Annotated in this window: 11 protein-coding genes; 5 read left to right on the plus strand and 6 right to left on the minus strand. The window is 42.0% G+C overall.

The window, feature by feature from the left end; translation table 11 throughout:
- Positions 1-189: 189 nt before the first annotated feature.
- Positions 190-1,071, plus strand: a complete 882-nt coding sequence (locus ACE1CM_RS14925; RefSeq protein ID WP_374878301.1) for a 3'(2'),5'-bisphosphate nucleotidase CysQ — start codon at positions 190-192, stop codon at positions 1,069-1,071.
- Positions 1,072-1,153: 82 nt separating this feature from the next.
- Here the strand turns inward: ACE1CM_RS14925 and ACE1CM_RS14930 are convergent, their stop codons facing one another.
- The 6 genes from ACE1CM_RS14930 to ACE1CM_RS14955 all read right to left on the minus strand — a co-directional run bounded on the left by ACE1CM_RS14930 (position 1,154) and on the right by ACE1CM_RS14955 (position 9,610).
- Positions 1,154-2,599 (minus strand): hypothetical protein, encoded by a 1,446-nt coding sequence (locus ACE1CM_RS14930; RefSeq protein ID WP_374878302.1) that lies wholly within the window; start codon positions 2,597-2,599, stop codon positions 1,154-1,156.
- 136 nt (positions 2,600-2,735) lie between these two features.
- Positions 2,736-4,544: a hypothetical protein gene (locus ACE1CM_RS14935; RefSeq protein WP_374878303.1), complete on the minus strand. Its 1,809-nt coding sequence runs from the start codon at positions 4,542-4,544 to the stop codon at positions 2,736-2,738.
- Positions 4,545-4,624: 80 nt separating this feature from the next.
- Positions 4,625-6,490 carry a GtrA family protein gene (locus ACE1CM_RS14940; protein WP_374878304.1) on the minus strand — a complete coding sequence of 622 codons (1,866 nt, stop codon included), beginning with the start codon at positions 6,488-6,490 and terminating at the stop codon, positions 4,625-4,627.
- Positions 6,491-6,623: 133 nt separating this feature from the next.
- The gene (locus ACE1CM_RS14945; RefSeq protein ID WP_374878305.1) at positions 6,624-7,274 is read right to left on the minus strand and encodes a class I SAM-dependent methyltransferase; all 651 of its coding nucleotides are present in this window, start codon (positions 7,272-7,274) and stop codon (positions 6,624-6,626) included.
- Positions 7,275-7,287: 13 nt separating this feature from the next.
- Positions 7,288-8,715, minus strand: a complete 1,428-nt coding sequence (locus ACE1CM_RS14950; protein WP_374878306.1) for a DUF2142 domain-containing protein — start codon at positions 8,713-8,715, stop codon at positions 7,288-7,290.
- 736 nt (positions 8,716-9,451) lie between these two features.
- Positions 9,452-9,610 carry a hypothetical protein gene (locus ACE1CM_RS14955; RefSeq protein WP_374878307.1) on the minus strand — a complete coding sequence of 53 codons (159 nt, stop codon included), beginning with the start codon at positions 9,608-9,610 and terminating at the stop codon, positions 9,452-9,454.
- Positions 9,611-10,255: 645 nt separating this feature from the next.
- Here ACE1CM_RS14955 and ACE1CM_RS14960 point away from each other — a divergent pair.
- The 4 genes from ACE1CM_RS14960 to ACE1CM_RS14975 all read left to right on the plus strand — a co-directional run bounded on the left by ACE1CM_RS14960 (position 10,256) and on the right by ACE1CM_RS14975 (position 16,964).
- Positions 10,256-11,992, plus strand: a complete 1,737-nt coding sequence (locus ACE1CM_RS14960) for a fatty acyl-AMP ligase (RefSeq protein WP_374878308.1) — start codon at positions 10,256-10,258, stop codon at positions 11,990-11,992.
- Positions 11,993-12,071: 79 nt separating this feature from the next.
- Entirely contained in the window at positions 12,072-12,338 is a 267-nt protein-coding gene (locus ACE1CM_RS14965) for an acyl carrier protein (RefSeq protein ID WP_374878309.1), read from the plus strand.
- A 42-nt stretch (positions 12,339-12,380) separates the two neighbouring features.
- Complete coding sequence (locus tag ACE1CM_RS14970) at positions 12,381-13,745, plus strand: hypothetical protein (protein WP_374878310.1); 1,365 nt, start codon at positions 12,381-12,383, stop codon at positions 13,743-13,745.
- Positions 13,746-13,850: 105 nt separating this feature from the next.
- Positions 13,851-16,964 (plus strand): beta-ketoacyl synthase N-terminal-like domain-containing protein, encoded by a 3,114-nt coding sequence (locus ACE1CM_RS14975; protein WP_374878311.1) that lies wholly within the window; start codon positions 13,851-13,853, stop codon positions 16,962-16,964.
- Position 16,965: the final 1 nt, after the last annotated feature.

Below are 16,965 nucleotides of genomic sequence, written 5' to 3' on the forward strand. Positions count from 1 at the left end.
TGTTGGCGTTCTTGGCGTCTTGGCGGTTGAAATTGACTTAAACCTCTGGTTCTCTGTTGGCGTTCTTGGCGTCTTGGCGGTTGAAATTGACTTAAACCTCTGGTTCTCTGTTGGCGTTCTTGGCGTCTTGGCGGTTCAAAACTCCAATAAAATAATCGAAGTAACCTAAAACTAACAAAGGATAGTAAAGTGACAGAATTAAAATCTTTGGGACAAAACCTATACGAAGGGTTAGAAGAAATACTTGCGATCGCTCGCCAAACAGCATGGGGTGCCGCAGATATCCTCCGTTCTTATTATCGCGGCGAACCCGACACCAGCAACCTGGAAATTCAAGATAAAAAAGATGGCCCAGTAACAGCCGCAGATGTAGCCGCCAACCATTATATTTTAGACAACCTGCAAGCCTGTTTTGGCACGCAAGAATTTGGCTATCTCAGCGAAGAAACCCATAAATCCCAGGACGCACAATTAACACAACCATTTGTTTGGATAATCGATCCTTTAGATGGCACGCGAGACTTCATCGATAAAACCGGAGAATACGCCATTCACATTGCATTAGTAGAAGCAGGACGCCCCATTTTAGCAGTCGTTGCATGGCCCGAAGCCGAGAAATTATATTATGCCACCAAAGGCGGCGGGACATTTGTAGAAACCCGCGACGGTAAAGTAACGCCATTGCAAGTATCCTCCCGCAATGCAATCGAAGAACTTTCCCTCGTCGTCAGTCGCACCCACCGGGACGAACGCTTCAACAAACTATTGCAAAACCTCCCCTGCAAAAATCAAAAATATGTCGGCAGCGTCGGTTGTAAAATTGCCACCATCATCGAACAAAATGCCGACATTTATATTTCCCTTTCCGGCAAATCTGCCCCCAAAGATTGGGATATGGCAGCACCGGAATTAATTTTAACCGAAGCAGGCGGACAATTCACGCACCCCGATGGCACACCTTTAAAATACAACCAAGGCGACGTGCATCAGTGGGGTTGTTTAATCGCCAGCAACGGTCACTGTCACCAAACACTTTGTACCCAAGCGCAAGCAATCTTAGCCCAAATATAATCCAAACAGGACTTACGCAACAACACTAAATATGGTGTGATGGTGCGTTACGCTATCGCTAACGCACCCTACATATAGAAACTTATCTAGTTTCCCGATTAAATTTCTCCTTAAACTTTTCCAGAATAAAATACAACCCATATCCAGCCACAATACAAATAATCGGCATAATCGGGTGTCTATAACGGCTGCTACCGCCTTCTGGGCCACCCGTTATGATTACAAAGTAGGAAGCTAAAGTTATCAGAATCAAGGCGGGAGTGTTTTTGATAAAAAACTTTGATGGCAATGCAATCAAGGTCAAACACCAGTAAATTAACAAATTAACTTGTAAAATTAACCAAGTTATCCTCACTGTTGCAGGTGTTTTATTTAAGTAATAAGACATTCCTGCTAGCCAACCATTCCTAAAAAATTCGGTTTCATAGGCATTTGCTATTTGAGTAAATCCGCCTATTTTGTAGTAATTCATTAGAGTTAAATAAGGCCAAGGCGTCGAGTTAAACAGAATATTTACCATTCCATTTAACCGCAGTTTTAAGTAACTGAAAGGATGAGAAAAAATAATCTTTTTCGCCTCTTCGCGCATATATTTGAGGACGATGGGGGAACCGTAATCGGGCGCACAAGCACAGATATGAGCTATATTTTTACCCTGAAAAGCTTCTGGTGGTAATGCTTTTTGTAATTGTTCGCGCAACATTGCTTGTTGACCGTGGAAATTCGTTCCTGGTTTTGCAGTTAGTACAGCCGCTGCGTGCCAATAATATAAGTTAACTTCGGTGACAGATGAGAACCCTGAATAACCAGCAACAATTTTATTTCTGATATTCCACAGATACATAGAACCCATAGATATCGAGAAGAAAATCAAGGCATGAATTAGGATAGTTTTTTTATTGGGAAACTTAGCGATCGCAAATACAACCAGAATCAATGTAAACAGAAAAGGTAAGTAATAAGCGATCGGTCTAACATAGGTAGCAGCGACTAGCATGACTGCCGCTGCTAGCAATGAGATAAGCGATCGCTTGTTTAAATAAACTAAAAAATAATATAAAAATGCCATCAAAAAAGTTGTAAACGCCGTCTCGGTTAAAATCTTTCCTGCATATACAATAGAAAGCGGTTCTAGCGCATAAAGCCAAGCACAAATTATGGCAATTTTATTATTGTTAAATACAAGCAGAGCGAGTTTAAAAACTAAATAAACGGTCAAACAACTGAAACCAATTTGCAGCGCCACCATCACTAATTCTAGCCGGTTTGAAATAATACCAGGAATTAATAGCAGCGAATACCCAGGCGCGCGAAATATCTCCGGAAACCCTCCAGTCATGTATCGACCAGAACGAAGTAATTCCTTTGCTGGTACTAGATATGAAGCGGTGTCTCCACCATAGAATATAGCTAATTCTTTCGTAAATATAAATGCGATGAGCGGCAGCAGCAATCTAATTGAAAAAGCAATTAACAATACCCACACAAGGGGATTAACTCTGTTTAGTTGTTTAGCAGCGGCTGTCATAAATGATTGCAAAATAGCATAGGGAAAAAGCCAGTTCACCAAGCTACCACGAAGAGTGTTAATTTTTAGCCTTATTTTATTTCCATTTAATTTTTGTAATTGTATTAGTTTGAGAATTCGGTTCAAATCCAAGCGCTCACTGTTCCAGCAAGCGACTGATTTTTGCCTCGCTGCAAGCAACCACTATACGACCGCCTACATTTTGTTGTAAATCAATCCACTGATTCTGACAAATTGAATTAACAATACTCTTTGATGCTGTGTCTTTAAAAGTTAGAAAAATAGGCTTCATACTCTTAAGTTTTTCTAGGGTGACTCGACGCTGTAAATTTTTCACTTGCTCAGGAGCATATATAAACCTTTTAGTATACCAGAGCCTATCTGGGGGATAGGCTCCTACAATCAGCTCAGGTGAATCTGCTATGAGTAAATCATCGGCTGCAAAATTTTTAGATACTAGAAATGCCACATCTTGACCGTGTGCTTTGTGTCCACCTATAGATGCATAATCTATCGCTCCACTTCTACTGCTGATAATGATTGCTATACATAACGATCCAACAGCAAGTGGAATCAATGTGTTTACAACACGGAGTTTCCAATTGAAATCGTTAATTTTTAACAGTTTGCTCAAAAGCAATACTGGCACTAACAGTAAGCTAAAAACAATAGGTAACCCCATTTTAAACGAAGAAAAATCATGCATATAGGAGTGCTGCTTTAAAATAAAAATTTGGAGTAATGGCACTCCAAGTACCAGGATGTAGGCATACAGTGCAATTCTTCTATTTTCGCTTAGTTTATAGAGGAGGTATAGAGAGATTAACAACAAACTTATAAACGCACCTGTTACAAATTGCATGGATAAATTACTTTTTGCTATATCTTTAAAACTTAAAGTATAATCACACAAAAATTTTTGAAATGCTTTAGGAAAATAAGGAATCCAGTGCTGAAATATTCTCACAGCAAAATCTTTTAGCGTGATTTCGTTACCCGTATCGTCCCCACTTGACAATCTAAGATTATAGGTAGCTACAAGTTGAATTATGCCATTTTTGTAATAAAGTAACTGCCCGATAAAAGTGAATGCAGCTATTAACGTCCCCCATATTATAAACTTAACTGATTTTAAGTATTGCTTTAAAAAAGTTATCGAAAACAACGACTTATTTCCTTTTTCTCTTAATTTTTCTACCAGGGAAAGACTGATAATAACTGCAACGGCTACCCATCCATACCAGTCAAAACCGCAAGCCCCAAGAGATGCGACAAATAGTAAAAATTTCAACCTTCTAGATAAGGTTTCAAATTTAAATATGCATTTCAGAGAAATCCATGATGTAATGTATATTGGCAATAAAACTGCTTGGTCAGTGAAATAAACGTTTTGTGTCCAATATAGCACAGGTGGAGTAAACATCCACCCTACCAAGCCTAAAAATGCAACGCTCCTCTTTTGGGTATCTGTTAAACTTTTTTCTGCGTATATTTTGGTGATTTCACTCAACAAATAGTAAACGACAATCCCACAAATTAGTCGATTAATTACCAAGCTGTAAAACTGCAAATATTGGGGAGACACGATGACATTTAAATCTAAAGCATTTAGCAACTTTAAAATAATATAGGGTAAATATAGCCATAAACTTGGATAACTGAGATAAACTTCTGGTTTGGTTAAAGAAGTTATGTCTATATCGCTAAATTCGTAGGTTTTTGGAAAAAGAAGAGAAGCCCCCAAAACTTTCCAAAAGCCCCACTCTTCAAAAGCTTTAAGACTTACAAGCGTGTGGGCAGCTATTCCTTCAAAGCGACCGCTCATGGGTCTGTCGCTGAAGATGAATAGAGGGGTTGTGACGATTAAACTGATAAACCATAACAAGCTGATCAATGCCATCTCGCAAACAATAAGTTTTTCGGGGGGATGAATCTTGATTTTCATTGAGGCTCAACTGAAAATAGGGGCTAGGGGCGCTGGGATTAGGAAAAGAGGGATTTTCAACCTTTGTTATGAGCGATCGCTCATGGTTTCTGATTAGAAACTACATTGTTGGATGCAAAAGAATACAACTTGTGTCCTGTGAAGCTGAGAAGCGCAACACAAGCAGCACTGATCAGGCGGGAAGTCGTAGCATCCCAAGATAAATCGTTCATTAAAAGTTGTAGCAGTCCTAAATTTGCCAGTAAGCTATTGAGAGCAACCGTAGCAAAGACGGCGTATTGAGTTAACCAGTTATGCCAATAAACGCCAAAGACAAAGCGCCGACTCAGCCAGAAATTAGTTGTTAAACCCAGAAAATAGCTGATGCAGAGTGCCGAGACGTACCACAAACCTGACTTAGTTAGGATGGAAAAAACCAGCACGTCGATGATAGTCGCAGTGCCACCTGTAAACAGATATCCTCCAAATTGTTGTAAAACTTGGATAACTTGCTGCCGTCGTGAGGTGCGAGTGTTTTTAGCAGCAGTCGTGGCGACATTTGCTTTAGCTTCTTCCACATACTCGCTATCGGAATTAACCGACCAAAGGTCATGCTTACCTGGCGTTATGACATTTTCAGCCGCTAAAATTCCCATCAACAAACTGTGGTCTTGGTTGTTGTATTTAAAAGCACCGTAGCGACCCACCAGTTGCAAATTTTGAAACTGCTGGAGATATGATTGAATTTCGGCTAAAGCGGTTTTGTAGTTGCCTGCATAAATGGGGTAGGTACGCGGTAAGCGCACGACAAATCCCCCAGAGATTTTTTCATCGTGCAGCAACTTAATTTTTCTCAAGTCTTTTTCTGCCTGCATTAACAGTTCGTCGTCAGGCGCTTGCCAGAGGGGTTCGTCAAAATTAGCCCAGTACTCGCAACAAAGCGGCGTTTGGCGATCGTTTGGCAGCATGTCTGGCGACCAATTGGCAAAATTGGTTACCCTTCCCAGCTGGACGTTAGGCTCGTTAATATAAAGCCAGTTATCGGGGAACAGGCGATCGCTTTCTACAATCAAGTAAGTTAAAATCGTATTTCTAAATTTTAGGGATTTGGCAAAATCTAGAATTCGCTGCGGGGGTGTATAAGTAATTTGATCGAGTAATAGGGTAATGGGAATAGAAGAAATCACCCCACTACAGCTAACGGTTTCTTCAATGCCAGTTTGACGGTTTCTTAAAGTTATTTTGCTGACTTTGAAATTCTCGTGATGCAGCTTTACAACTTCTGTATTTAAAAGAATTGGTTGATTGTTGCTGCCTAAGTAATCGCCGATCTTTTCGTATAGTTGCCCCGATCCTAAGCGGGGAAACTGAAATTGGTCAATCAGGGTTTTGGTTTTGCCATCGTTGCCTAAAAGTGCGTTGCGGATGGCTTTTGAGAGAGACAAACCTTTAATGCGCTGGGATGCCCAATCTGCACTGATTTCGGTACAGGGAATTCCCCACAGCTTTTCTGTATATCCCTCAAAGAAAATCTCGTAGAGTCGCTTGCCAAATTTCGCCGTCACCCATTCGGCAAAGTTTTTGGGGTCGCGTTTGGGGAATAATCGAGATTGCAAGTAAGAAAAAACTATTCGAGTGCTTTCAAAAAGACCTAGCGCCACTAAAGTTTCAACTGCTTTGATCGGATAGCTAAAGTATTTCCTGCCGTAATAAATTCGCGTCAGGCGGTTAACGGTGACTTGTTCCTTTCCTAACACTTCGTCCCAAAGTTTGAGGACGGGTGCCAATTTCGTGTAGAAACGGTGGGGACCAAAGTCGAGAATAAAGCCTTTATACTCGATACTTTTAGCTAATCCACCAACTTTAGCATCTCTTTCGACGACTACCACGGGTACACCTTGCTTGGTCAAGGCATAGGCAGCAGCAAGACCAGCTGGGCCTGCACCTAAAATATATATCGGTTCCATCACACCACATAACATTTGGAAATGTTGGGGGTATTATACCCCATCGTGTGGTTTTGATGGGTGCGTGTTGCGAGCGCAAAAAACCAAAAAACCGGGTTTCTACCAAAAACCCGGTTGCTGCATCAATATCTTTTTATACTTGAGCGCGATATGCTATGACTGCGTAGAAAGGATCGCCACCACCAGCGCCTAACCATTGCATAATACTGGGGGCGCCCGAACGTTTGGCAACTACTTCTGGTATGGTAAATCCAGGCACAGATTGAAAGTAGCTTTTAACCAATTCAACTCGACTGAGTTCGGTTCCATCCCGCCACGCTTGAATTGCTTTTTGGTAAAACATGCGGTTAGAAAAGCTAGTAATAGCGACACCACCGGGTTTGAGGATGCGGTGAATTTCGCTAAAAATTGCTTCTGGATATTGCAAGTATTGCACAGAAACGCAGTTGAGAACGGCGTCAAAATCTCGGTCTGGAAGCGGTAATTTAGGATTTTGATTCAAATCCTGGACAAAATAATCGTTCAAACGCGGATTTTTCGCCAATTCTTCCGCGTTCATTCCGTGACCTTCCACATGGTCAAATTTCATCTCTTCGGGGAGATGAGACACCCAACTGCTCATCATATCGAAGATTCGGGTTTTTGGTTTGAGGCGATCGCGGTATAAATTAGTTAGCTGGTCGATGAACCCTTCATCCACGTGGGTAACGAAGCGGGGAAAAGAATAAAATTCCGCATCATTCGTGGGGTCTAACTTGCTACGTTCAATCGGTTCTAGGCGCATATGTAAATATTTATTACAACCAATACCTCTTTAATAGTACCGCAAGTGTCAGAGTTTGGCAGAACAGGAGATAGTAAGCGAGCGCATACTCACATTTTTTGAAATTCAGCTTAATCTTTTGATTATATAACAATAAAAACAGCAGCGGTGAGATGGGGATAAAATATCGGGCTTGAAATCCCTGGATTACATCAGAATCCAAGTCATTCCAGGTAATATAAAGTAAGGTAAAAATTAAAGCAATATTGGTGACTGCAATGCTCAAGCTAATCGCTTTTTGTCTGACAGAAACCACGATATCTTTTTCGTGACTGCATAGGGCGACACTCACTAAAACAAAGCCGTAAGATACTATATGCCAGATGGGCATTTTTGTTTCTCCCCATCCCATTCCACCAAGGTATTGCTCCAGATAAGTCAACCCATGAACGCGAAGGGTATTTCCGAGCAAAACTAACAATTTCCCCGGTTGACTAGCTAGATAATTCAACCGTTGTTCTGTAGTAAGGTTCGGTGTATCTAACCGGAGGGGAACGTTTAAATCTCGGGTGAGAACTAACCAAGATAGAACCGCCGCTAAACTGAATAAAATGATTACCGATAGCGTCAAAAAATACTGTTTCTTGCTGCGGAATCTTGGCACGGGTATGACCCAAAGTAAAAACAGAATTGGACAATAAGCTAATTTGCAAAGCGACAGCAACAGCGAGAGTAAAGCTAGGATAAATATCTCATATTTTGTTATTGCCTTTTCCCCGGCAAAAGCAGTTGTCAGAATAACTGATATTAACAAAAAAGATAACCCATTGGTTAGCGCATCTCCCGAAAGCGAAGATGCTTGAAAAATCGACATGGGAGTGAAAGCGAGTAAAATTAACAGCCATTTGTAAAATGGTATAATTTTAATAGCCAGATAAACAAGCAGCACCCAAACTAATAAATTGCAAATCCTACCCACGTAGAGAAGGACAAGGGGAGAAACGTTAAATAACCTGCCAATTGCCATGCCAAAAGCTTGTGGCAAATGGGTGATTGGAAAAAATAGCGAGATATTGGGAAAGCGGAGAAAAACTCGATTGTTGCTGTCAAGGGGTAAATTGAGTAAACCAATAATAGTTTTGATATTTTGCTTTCTTTTGGGATTTTTGCGAGATGCAATACCCTCGGTTATTTTAGCAGTTGTTAGAAGACTTTTTGGCAACATTCCCCCCACGCAAGTTGTTGACGGGAGATAGGTTTCAAATTGTTGTCCGTAGCAGTCTACTATTTTTTTATCTGCTATGAGTTTGACTTCGGATATTTGGTAAGAACGATAGTAATGTTGCGGCTCTGATTCGGCATGAAACGCAGCAATAATTAGGGTGAATAAAATGCCGAATGTGAGAGCGAGCGCTAAAAATAAATTTTCCGGTTTTTTCAGTATAAAACCAGTTTTTTCCACAGCCTAAAATGCTTAAAAATTTATTATATATCATCCAATTGTTTCAACTGAGAAACCTGGGTTTTGGCTTTTTCGCAGACCACAGCAAGAAATCTTATTTTCTAGCAACAAACCCAGGCGGTGTTTGAGGGGTTTACTGGTAATTGACCCAACGGCGGCGATAAATTCTGGCGTATCCATGCGGATCGATGTACCCTTACCACCCAGCTTGACAGTCCCCAACTGTGGTAAAGTTGACGAATACAGGACTTAAGCCTATAACTGCTAAACCAACGATTTCTCGGATTGCCCTTTGTTTCTTTGCGTCAGTCCTGGATTACTCGTTTTGTCCCAACTTGGGTGCGGGTATCGAGGGAGCGACGAGTGGGTGTATAATGGGTCGCTGGTCGGCTTGAGCGCTGAGATCCCAATCAATAATGCAGGACTTACGCAAGGGCGTTGCCAGAAACCCGGTTTCGACCTTGATTTCTCTTTCTCAAACCAACTATTTTTCGTAGAAACCGGGACTATCTGCGTAAGTACTGTAATGGTAACGAGCGCTACAGAACACAATACCCGCAACACGACTATTTCTGGCTGCTCGCGAAACTTGGAGAGCAAAGGGACTTGCCAGAACCAAAAAATTATGATATACAGTTTAGGGTAAGGTAAATAACAATAGTTATGTAAGTGTGTTGATCGTCGAGGCTAGCTCTGCTATTATTTACCTGCACCGGCCCAATAGGGAATAAAACTGTCATGTATTGATGAGGATAGGAGTTTGAATTTGGCTGCCGATCAAAATCATCTTCGCCATTGTCGATTCTGAATCATTAACCCAGTGTCCAGGCGGAAATCCCAGGAGAAAATCATTATCCCCAGGATATTGAGTTAACTGTTCAAAAGAGTCATTCACCACAGGGACTTGATTGTGGGGTAGCCTTCACGGTAGAACATGAGGGACAACAACGATTAGTCATAATAGGTAGAACTCACCTATTTGAGGCGGTTGAATATTAACCAGGTCGTGAAAAATATCACAGACAGTGGCAAATAATCACGGGTGCAAGTGAATGCCACAGTTTTGATTAGACCAGGCAGTATTCCCAAGAGATATAGTGGCAAGATTCAACGTCAAATTTGTGAACATAGATTTTTTGATCCCACAGTATAAATGTGGGATAAGATTGGATTGGAGTGAAAGTACTCAAGATAAAACCAAGTTTCACCAGTTAAGCTGATGTTAACTTGCTATTGTCAAAAGAGCAGATGGGTGATTATGATGAAAGCTGTGAACGAGGAGGGGAAAATTAATCCAATTAAATAGCCAAAATCAGAATTTGACTATTGAATTGCCAGAGCTAGAAAATTACTCTATACAATTTAGATAGAGGTAAATAAAGATAGTTATGTAAGGGGGGTGAACGTAGAGGAAAGCTCTGCTATTATTTAGCTGCAAAGACTGAATTGGGAATAAAACTGTAAGTATTGATGCAGTATTGATGGTGATAGGAGTTTGAATTTGACTGATTCTCAAAATCATATCGACAAATTTCTAAGTATGGTAGACCTACTGAGCTATAGAGCGCAAAATCAGCCAGATAAAAGGGCTTATACCTTTCTACAAAATGGAGAAATAGAAGAAGTCAGCCTGAGTTATCGAGAATTAGACCAAAAAGCGAGGGCGATCGCATCGAGTCTTCAGTCTCTAAAAGCTTCTGGGGAAAGGGTTCTGCTATTGTATCCACCAGGACTAGACTTCATTGCTGCTTTCTTCGGCTGTCTGTATGCGGGTATTGTAGCTGTTCCAATTTATCCACCCAAGCGCAACCAAAGTATAGATAGATTGCGGGCGATCGCATTAGATGCTCAAACAACAATAGCACTGACTGTTAGCTCTACTCTCGCCCAGATCCAAAGTCAATTTGCCCAAGAGCCAGAGTTTGCCGATATGGTATTGTTGGCTACCGATAGTATTCCTATTGATCAAGCTTCAAACTGGCAACAAGTGCAAGCAGATAAGGACACTCTTGCTTTTCTCCAGTACACTTCTGGTTCTACGGGAACGCCAAAGGGTGTGATGGTGAGTCATGGCAACCTGATGTGCAATTCAGAGTACATGCACCAGTTATGGGAGTTTAGCTCAGAAAGCGTCATGGTAACGTGGCTTCCTACTTTCCATGACATGGGGCTAATCTATGGAATTCTCCAGCCCTTGTATCATGGGTTTCCCTGTTACCTGATGGCTCCGGCATCCTTCATGCAAAAACCGCTGGTTTGGCTTGGGGCAATATCAAAATATCAAGCAACTCATAGCGCTGCGCCTAATTTTGCCTACGATCTTTGTGTCCGCAAGACAACTCCCGAAGAACGTGCCAGCCTGGATTTAAGTAGCTGGCAGATGACTATAAACGGTGCAGAGCCAATCCGAGCCGACACTATTAATAAATTTACTGAAGCCTTCAAACCTTGTGGTTTCGCTCTAGCCACTTTTTGTCCGGGCTACGGTTTAGCTGAAGCTACCTTAGCAGTGGCGGCGGTGCGAAACAAAGAACTGCCGAGTTTCTACAGCGTTCAGGTAGAAGCACTGGCACAGAATCAGGTAATAGAAGGCAAAAGCGAAGAGAAAGTAAAGACGTTCGTCGGTAACGGAAAGCCTGGAATTGATACCAAAGTCCAAATCGTTGCTCCCGAATCATTAACTCAATGTTCGCCAGGAGAAGTTGGAGAAATTTGGATTTCTGGACCTAGCGTCGCCCAAGGATATTGGCAGCGAACAAAGGAAACAAAGCAAACTTTTGGGGCTTATATAGCAGATACCAAAGAAGGGCCTTTTCTGCGGACGGGAGATTTGGGATTCATCAAAGATGGAGAATTGTTCATCACAGGAAGACTTAAAGATGTCATCATCATTCGGGGTCAAAACCACTATCCTCAAGACATTGAAGCTGTAGTGGAACAAAGCCATCCAGCATTGCGCCCTAGTTGTGGAGCAGCTTTTACAGTGGAGGTTAAGGGTGAAGAACGGCTAGTCGTCGTTCAGGAAGTAGAGCGCACTTGGCTGCGAAATTTGGATGTGGAAATGGTCGAGAGAGCTATCCGTAAGGCTGTCGTCCAGCAACACGAGTTGCACGTTTACAAAATAGCACTAATTAAGACAGGGAGTATTCCTAAGACTTCTAGCGGCAAAATTCAGCGGAGTGCTTGTCGGGCAAAATTTTTAGCGGGAACTTTAGATGTCTTGGTTAACCAGCCAAGTGTCAAAGAGGATAAAATTAACCAATTTTATGCATCCTAAACTGAATTTTAGGCTATGATGAAGGTGATTTTTGTTAGCATTAAAGCTAGTTGAAAACAAAAAGGAGCGAATTGACCAAATGCAAACAGAGATAGGAGAAAGCGAAAAAGTAATATCATTCGAGGCAATTCAAAAATGGTTAGTTTCTTACATAGCGGAAATTATGGAAGTGACTAGCGATGAAATTGATGTGAAAGTTACCTTCGATGAATATGGTTTAGATTCTTCAATGTCAGTGGCAATGGTAGCTGACTTAGAAACTTGGCTAGGACGTACTCTAGAACCAACCCTGATTTATGATTACCCCACCCTAGAAAAGTTAGCTAAGTATGTCAGCCAGATTTAAAGCTGAAGTAGTCGATTCACCCTATTAAATAAAAACTGCATCATGGATACCACACAAGCACCTAACAGCGGAAAGCAAGATTACACAAAGCTCGAAAAAAGACATATCAAAGTCAATGAAATTAACTATCGCAACAACCTGGAATCTGATTACACAGAAAAAATAGTAACTCTAGAAAAAAGCTTTGATTATGCAAGTAACAACGATCATTATTGGGGTAAACCGGAACAGTCAGTTTTGTATGGTACGCCACTTTATGAAGCAGCTTCTGAATCACAAAAACTAGCTCTCAATCATTTGTATTGGGTTGGACATTATGACCATATAGCTGCGGCTGAAGCCAGTACCATACATTACAATCAAGTCACCGCAGGTGTTTTCTCTCAAATTGGTGACTATCAAGGGATTTGCTCAAACTTGAAGCACGAAGCTGAGCAAGAAAAAAGTCATATTCATGCCTTTCACCACATTTTTAGTAAGACCAAAATAGCTCTGTTAGGAAAACGAACAATGGGTCTGAAACTCAATAAAAATTCTAGTTCGCATCAAAACTGGAGCCAAAAACTTATTTCGGAATTTCAGCAGAGTTTTTCCCAAAATTTTCAATACGATGCTTTGCGATTTTTGAGCAAAACTTTGCTGAAAAGCCAAACTTATCACTATTCCTCATATTTGCAGGATTTAGACGAAAAAAGAGAACCTTTAACCGCTCTCAGCAAAGGTGCTCTTGGTATGGCAATTCCTAGCCCTTTGTTACAGTTTTTCGCCTTTTGTTGGGGTAGTTCACCTTTTTTAGCCTGCCAGTATTATACTTATCGGTATGCGGCAAATACGGTACTTAAAAACTATGAACATAACTACTTTCAGCACTTTAAGGAGTTAGAAAAAGAGGAAAAATTTACTCCAATTCCCACGGCGGTTTCCTATTATCATTGTTTAGATGAATCTTTCCACATGACAACTTCACAGCTAATTGCTAGGGATATGTATAAGGAATTTCCTCAGCCAACAGTTAGTGAGAAAGTCATTGCGAATCTGGTATTTTATTTGATGCAACGTGGCTTTTTAGGGGGGCTTCCTGGTGGCTTAATCGGTTCATTCGTCCATGAATCGTCAATGATGCCACTTTACTACAGAATATTACGTTCTCCTCTATTTGATATGCCTGCACAGGAAGCACTGCACTGGATGGAAAAGTGTTTGTGTCACGAACATCAAGGATTTCACGTACAGACCCAGTATCATCAACGCGCACTAAAAACAATGTCTGGGCTTGCTAGTAGCCTTGATTACCTGTGGCCGATAAACCGGGAAATGCGAATCATGGCTGCAGGTGGCTCGATTAGTAAGGCAATTGAGAATAACATCAAGGCATTCAACGAGTTCCGGGAGATAGCAGTTGTATAAATTGTCGCTGGACATTTGGGATTTTAGATTTGGCGGAAAGTCTGAGAACCCGATTCCGGGGAACAGAACTTTCCAAGATGGATTGGGCATAGTGAATTAGATGAAATGGAATCTATAGCAATTGTAGGCATTGGTTGTCGCTTTCCAGGTGCGAGCAATCCGCAAGCTTTCTGGGAACTGATGTGTAAAGGAGTAGATGCGATCGCCCAAGTTCCCCAACAGCGATGGAATATTGATAATTTTTACGCTCCCAACCCAGCAACACCAAGCAAAATGTACACTCGCTGGGGGGGATTTTTAGAACAAATCGATCAATTCGATCCAGGCTTCTTCAAAATTTCGCCCCGGGAAGCCAACTACCTAGACCCCCAGCAAAGACTCCTTTTAGAAGTAGCTTGGGAAGCTTTAGAAAACGCCGCAATCGTTCCAGAAAACTTAGCAGGCAGCCCCACTGGTGTTTTTATTGGAATCGGCAACTCTGACTATCACAGGTTGATATACAAACGTTCATCCAACCTCAACGCCTACAGTGGCACGGGAACCAGCTTCTCGATTACTGCGAACCGTATATCTTACCTGCTGGATCTGCAAGGTCCGAGTATGGCAGTAGATACAGGCTGCTCAGGGTCCTTAGTGGCAGTGCATCTCGCGTGTCAGAGCTTACAGAACCTGGAGTCTAACCTCTGCTTAGTTGGCGGGGTGAACCTGATAGTGTCTCCAGAGCAAACGATCGCCTTCTCCCAAGCCAGGATGATGTCATCTGATGGTCGCTGCAAAACTTTTGATGCCAGTGCAGACGGATATGTTCGGGGAGAAGGTTGTGGTGTAGTTGTTCTCAAGCGTCTTGCTGATGCACTTGAAGATGGAGACAGGATACTGGCAATTATCAGAGGCTCAGCAGTAAACCAAGATGGACTGAGCAATGGACTCACCGCCCCCAACGGTCCTGCTCAACAGGCAGTCATCCGCCAAGCTTTAGCAAATGCCAAAGTGCAACCAGCCCAGATTAGCTATGTGGAAGCCCACGGTACGGGTACATCTTTGGGAGATCCAATCGAGATGAAATCTCTCAAAGCTGTTCTGAGTCAGGGGCGATCGCTCGATCAACCTTGTTGGATAGGTTCGGTCAAAACTAATATCGGTCATTTGGAAGCCGCAGCCGGAATTGCTGGTTTGATTAAGGTCGTCCTGTGTTTGCAACATCAAGAAATCCCGCCCCACCTGCATCTGAAGCAACTCAATCCCTATATTTCTTTGGCAGGGACGCCCTTTGCCATTCCGACTGAGCGTCAGTCTTGGTATGTCAGCACAGAACCACGCTTAGCAGGCGTCAGCTCGTTTAGTTTCGGCGGCACTAACTCTCACGTAATTTTGCAAGAAGCCGCTGTATTTTCTCAAGTTGTTAAGGATGATATCAAACGTCCCTGGCATTTGCTGACCTTATCAGCAAAAACTGAAAAGGCACTGCAACAGTTGGCGGGTCGTTATGAAAATTACTTAATAAATCATCCAGAAGCATCAATTGCAGATATTTGTTATACGGCGAATACAGGGCGATCGCATTTTGCCCACCGTCTAGCAGTTGTAGTTGACTCAAGAGAGCAATTAATTGAAAAACTTGCAGCAGGAGCATCTGGAAAGGAAACCAGCGGATTGTTCAACAATCAACCAAAAAAAATCGCCTTCTTGTTCACTGGACAAGGGTCTCAATACATCAACATGGGACGGCAACTATACGAAACACAGCCCACCTTCCGAAAAACCCTCGACTATTGCGCCCAAATTCTACGTCCTTATTTGGAAAAGCCCCTGTTAGAAGTTTTGTATCCAACCGTTGGGGAAACCTCACCTCTAAATGAAACAGTCTACGCTCAACCCGCATTATTTGCCCTAGAATATGCCCTGTTTGATTTGTGGAAATCCTGGGGCGTAGAACCATCAGCAGTCATGGGTCACAGTGTAGGTGAATATGTGGCAGCAACTGTAGCAGGAGTATTCAGCCTAGAAGAGGGATTGAAACTGATTGCGACAAGGGCAAGACTAATGCAGCCGTTGCCTAGTATTGGCGAAGTATCTCATGCCTTCCACTCCCCTCTGATGGAACCCATGCTAGCGGAGTTTGAAGCCGTAGCCAAAGAAATCACCTACAATCAGCCTCGGATCCCCCTAATTTCTAACGTCACTGGACAACTGGCAACACCAGAAATTGCTACCCCTGAATATTGGGTCAACCATGTCCGGCAAACCGTGCATTTTGCTCAGAGTATACAAACCCTGCATCAGTCAGGATATAAACTGTTCTTGGAAATTGGACCCAAGCCAATACTCCTGGAAATGAGTCGTCAATGTCTGCCTGAAGATGCAGGCATCTGGTTGCCTTCATTATGTCCGCCTCAAGAAGATTGGCAACAGATGCTTTCAAGTTTAGGATTGTTGTATGTGAACAAGATGAAAATCGATTGGTCGGGGTTCGACAAAGATTATGTTCGTCGCCAACTGGAATTACCAACCTATCCATTTCAGAGGCAACGCTATTGGCTTGAAACTTCTGAAAATGGAGATCGAGAAAATGGGCATCAAAAAGATATCCTGGAAAATAGCTCAAGCTTAATTGTTAACCTACTGAATCAAGTCAATCCAAAGCAGTTAGCTCAGGAGTTGAAGATCGCAGAAAAACTCACAGAACAAGAGCAAAATTTGCTCCCTAAACTGCTAACCATCTTAATTAATCTTCAATCCTCAGAACCAGCGGGGATTTTACAACAACTTAAGAAAGCCCCAGAGAGAGACCGCATACACCTAATAACAAATTACCTACAAAGTGTAGTTGCTCAATTATTAGGATTCCATGACTCCCCAAGTCCAGATTCACAGTTAGGATTCTTTGACATGGGCATGGACTATTCGATGATGCTTGAACTTAGAGATTTGTTACAGACAAGTTTTGGTTGTTCTATTGCAGTCACAACATTGTCTGAACATTTTAATATTCAAAAGCTGGCTAAGTATTTACATGGAGAGATGTTTGAATTAGAATTAGAGGAAGAATTAGAGATTGATAACTCTTCGGAAACCGAGGATAAACGAACTATTGTTAATCGGGAAGTAGAACCGTTAGATGAGGAGGCGATCGCAGATGCTATTAAACAGGAACTAATCGCGACTGCTCTTCAAGAAGAAATCAAAGAAATTAAACTGCTACTGAATCAGGAAAATTAAA

This window comes from Microseira sp. BLCC-F43 (assembly GCF_041929235.1).
Classification (GTDB): Bacteria; Cyanobacteriota; Cyanobacteriia; order Cyanobacteriales; family Aerosakkonemataceae; genus Microseira.

Bases quoted from the DNA above. Each gene is read 5' to 3' on its own strand.
- ACE1CM_RS14930 (WP_374878302.1), bottom strand. From the start codon at position 2,599: ATGACAGCCGCTGCTAAACAACTAAACAGAGTTAATCCCCTTGTGTGG.
- ACE1CM_RS14935 (WP_374878303.1), bottom strand. From the start codon at position 4,544: ATGAAAATCAAGATTCATCCCCCCGAAAAACTTATTGTTTGCGAGATG.
- ACE1CM_RS14940 (WP_374878304.1), bottom strand. From the start codon at position 6,490: ATGGAACCGATATATATTTTAGGTGCAGGCCCAGCTGGTCTTGCTGCT.
- ACE1CM_RS14945 (WP_374878305.1), bottom strand. From the start codon at position 7,274: ATGCGCCTAGAACCGATTGAACGTAGCAAGTTAGACCCCACGAATGAT.
- ACE1CM_RS14960 (WP_374878308.1), top strand. From the start codon at position 10,256: ATGGTAGACCTACTGAGCTATAGAGCGCAAAATCAGCCAGATAAAAGG.
- ACE1CM_RS14965 (WP_374878309.1), top strand. From the start codon at position 12,072: ATGCAAACAGAGATAGGAGAAAGCGAAAAAGTAATATCATTCGAGGCA.
- ACE1CM_RS14970 (WP_374878310.1), top strand. From the start codon at position 12,381: ATGGATACCACACAAGCACCTAACAGCGGAAAGCAAGATTACACAAAG.
- ACE1CM_RS14975 (WP_374878311.1), top strand. From the start codon at position 13,851: ATGGAATCTATAGCAATTGTAGGCATTGGTTGTCGCTTTCCAGGTGCG.